Annotated in this window: 2 protein-coding genes and 1 pseudogene; 1 reads left to right on the top strand and 2 read right to left on the bottom strand. The window is 64.1% G+C overall.

Annotated features, from left to right (window positions below; genetic code table 11):
* Positions 1 to 408, top strand: a pseudogene (locus tag AC1VAN_RS17130) (hypothetical protein); the annotation flags it as partial.
* A 61-nt stretch (positions 409 to 469) separates the two neighbouring features.
* Here AC1VAN_RS17130 and AC1VAN_RS17125 read toward each other — a convergent pair.
* The gene (locus AC1VAN_RS17125) at positions 470 to 1207 is read right to left on the bottom strand and encodes a hypothetical protein (protein WP_032977004.1); all 738 of its coding nucleotides are present in this window, start codon (positions 1205 to 1207) and stop codon (positions 470 to 472) included.
* Between the two features lie 69 nt (positions 1208 to 1276).
* Positions 1277 to 2852: YadA-like family protein (locus AC1VAN_RS17120; RefSeq protein WP_480986280.1), on the bottom strand; the 1576-nt coding region annotated here is incomplete at its 5' end.

Below are 2852 nucleotides of genomic sequence, written 5' to 3'. Positions count from 1 at the left end.
CTACAGCGGCGGCGCGAGTCCGCGTTGCGGGCGCTGGAGTTCCTGCACGGGTTTTCGCCGCGCCTGGCCGGACCGGTGCTGGACGGCACCGCCGATGCCAACAGCCCCGTGCAATTGCACCTGCACAGTGACGACCCGGAGGCCGTGCATCGCTTCCTGGACGAACATCGCATCCCCGCCGAATCGCGTACGCGGCGCCTGCGGATGGACCGTGAGCGCAACCTGGATGTGCCGGTGTGGGTGTTCAGTGCCGAAGACCTGACCTTCGACCTGGCCGTCCTGCCCTACGATGCGTTGCGCCAGGCCCCGCTGTCGCCGGTGGACGAGAAACCCATGCGGCGGGCCTCGGCCACGCAGTTGCGGCAGCTGCTGGCCGAGATGGAAATCACCGCCTACATCGGCGGTTGATCCTGGTAGAGCCGGGCCTGTGCCCGGCTCTGCGCCAAGAGCAGCCGAGCATGGCCCGGCGCTACTGGAAGATCAGCTGTTCCTGGGCAGGGGTTGCCAATCGTGCCAGCCACGGCACCGCCGCACGGTACGGGTACTCGGCCATCATGCGCGCATGCATCTTCTGCAGGTCATGCAGGTTCCAGGCATGCGAATACACATCCTGGAAGTCATCCGCCCAACCACTGCGCACGCGCGTGCGTTCGCCATCAAGGTTCGGCACCAGGTACCACGGCACCTGCAGGATCTCGGCGAGCGCCTTGTTGCGTACCGCACTCTCGTGCCCCGACCGCTGCAGCTGTTCGATGCGGAAACTCACGCGGCGGCAAGGAAACGGCATGCAGGCACCGGTAGCGTTGATGTAGTCGGCGATGTCGGCGTACATGTCCGCCTGCAGCTTCATCGCCACCGGATCCTGCAGGGTCTGCCGGACCCGCAGCGTTCGCTGGGTGCTGCCGCGGATCTCCGCAGCACTGTAGAAGGGATCACCCGGCGTGGTGCCGCCGTGGCGCACCAGCACGATGCGGTGGATCGCTTCGTCGGTCAGCACCTCCACCCGCACGGCTGCGGCCTCCGGATGGATGCGCGGCTGCGGCACGTTCACCACGCGCCAGAACCCCCACACCATCAACCCCATGCAGACCATCAGCACCAGGCAGGCCAGCGTCCACGTATCCATGTCGTGGGTGAAGTAGCGGATGCGGGCGCGCCACAGGTAGTAGCGCCGATAGGTCATGAAGCGGCTCATGAAGCGATACATTGCAACCTCCTCTGCAATGGCCCCGGCGCGGCGGGGCTCGTTACGCGCACCACACCGGGGCGCCATGGCTTACCAGCCGATGCCCACACCCACGCCCATGCTGCGTTCACCGCTGTTGGTGAAGGCACCATTGAGGCTGAAGGTGGCTGAGCCCTTGTCGTTGAGCACGCGCTGGTAACCCACCGCCATGGCCGACTCGCCCTCGGCGTAGCCCACACCCGCGCCAAGGCGGTTGTAGGTGGCCAGGCCAGCGGTGTTCATGGCCATGGCCGTCTGCGCACTGCTCATCGCCGCCATGCGGTTGAAGCGCTTGTCCATCTTGTCCAGGCGGCGCTCGAAGTTGCTGATCGCACCATCGGTGTACTCGTTGGCGCGGGCCAGCATCTTTTCCAGCTCGGCGGTATCAACCTGCGGCGTGGGCGCGGGCGAGTCATCCTTTTTCGCCTTCGGCTGCGATGCAGGCGAAGCGCCCTCGCCTGCCGAAGCGACCTGCGGCGAACCGCTGGCTTCCGGGCTTGGCATGATCTCTTCGGTCGGCGCCGCCGATGCCGTGGCCATTGCACGCGCCTGCGGCTGGCCGTCCACGCGCTGCTCCAGGCCATCGATGCGACCGTTGAGCTGCTGCTGCGCGGCATGCAACTGGCCACCGTTGACCGCCTCGCGGCTGCCGGCGGCGATCAAGCCGTTGGCGACGTTGGAGATGACCATGCCGTTGGCACCCGCCAGGGTGAGCTGGGCGGTGCCGTCGCTGCGGACGGACGGAGATTCCTGGAACACCGAGCGGAGCTGGGTTTCCACGTGGTCGACACGAGACCCGGTGGTGACTACGGCCGAGTCGAGCGTGGCGAGGGCTTCATTGATGGTGTTCTGCTGCTGGCCCTGGACGTTGAAGCCGGGGCTTGTGACGTTGCCGTTGGCGTCTATGTTGCCGCCGAGGGCAGACAGTGCGCCACGGAGCTGGCCGATGGTGGCGGCGTCGTTGGCGTTGCGGCCGTTGGCTACGTTGACGAGGCGGCGCTGGTATCTGCTATTTCCGAAGGATGCCGTGTCTGCCTCTGTGGCAACGGATCCCATGCCAATGGCGGCGGACCTGACCGCACCGACTTCTGTTCTAGTGACTGCGCCTAGCGCCACGCTATCAGAACCAGCCGTACGTGACCCTACACCGAGAGCGAATGCGCTATCTGCTCCCTGTTCGACCAAGGCCCCTCTCCCCAGAGCAACGGAATTCTTGCCCAAAGCAATCGCAAAAGCGCCAACGGCTGTTCCACCCTCACCTCCATCCTTAGGTGTGGCTTGCGCGGATTCACCAATCGCAACACCAAACGATCCAGCCTTGGCGTCCTCACTCAAATCGTCCCGACCGATTTTGAAGAATCGATGAGTCGATTCAACGCTCGCGATTCGCTGATTAGTCACATACAGCTGACTGCCGTTAACTGCATCAGTACTGAAGGCAGATGAGATATCCCCCGAATCAATCCCAGTCAATCGCGATCCAGCGAAATCAATCGGCCCTCCTCGTTCATCAAGTGCTTGCTGAAGAACATACCTCACGCCTTTATCTGACATGCCCTTCATACGCTCGATCTCATCTCCGTTCCTAGCGATTTCCTGCTTGGCTGCGTACAGCTGACTGCCAGTC

It is taken from the genome of Stenotrophomonas sp. 05L44_2, from assembly GCF_056665995.1.
The sequence above is the reverse complement of the archived record's forward strand: the minus strand, read 5'-3'. Positions and strand labels throughout refer to the sequence as shown.

Coding starts and splice junctions, on each gene's coding strand:
- AC1VAN_RS17125 (WP_032977004.1), bottom strand. CDS start 1,207: ATGTATCGCTTCATGAGCCGCTTCATGACCTATCGGCGCTACTACCTG.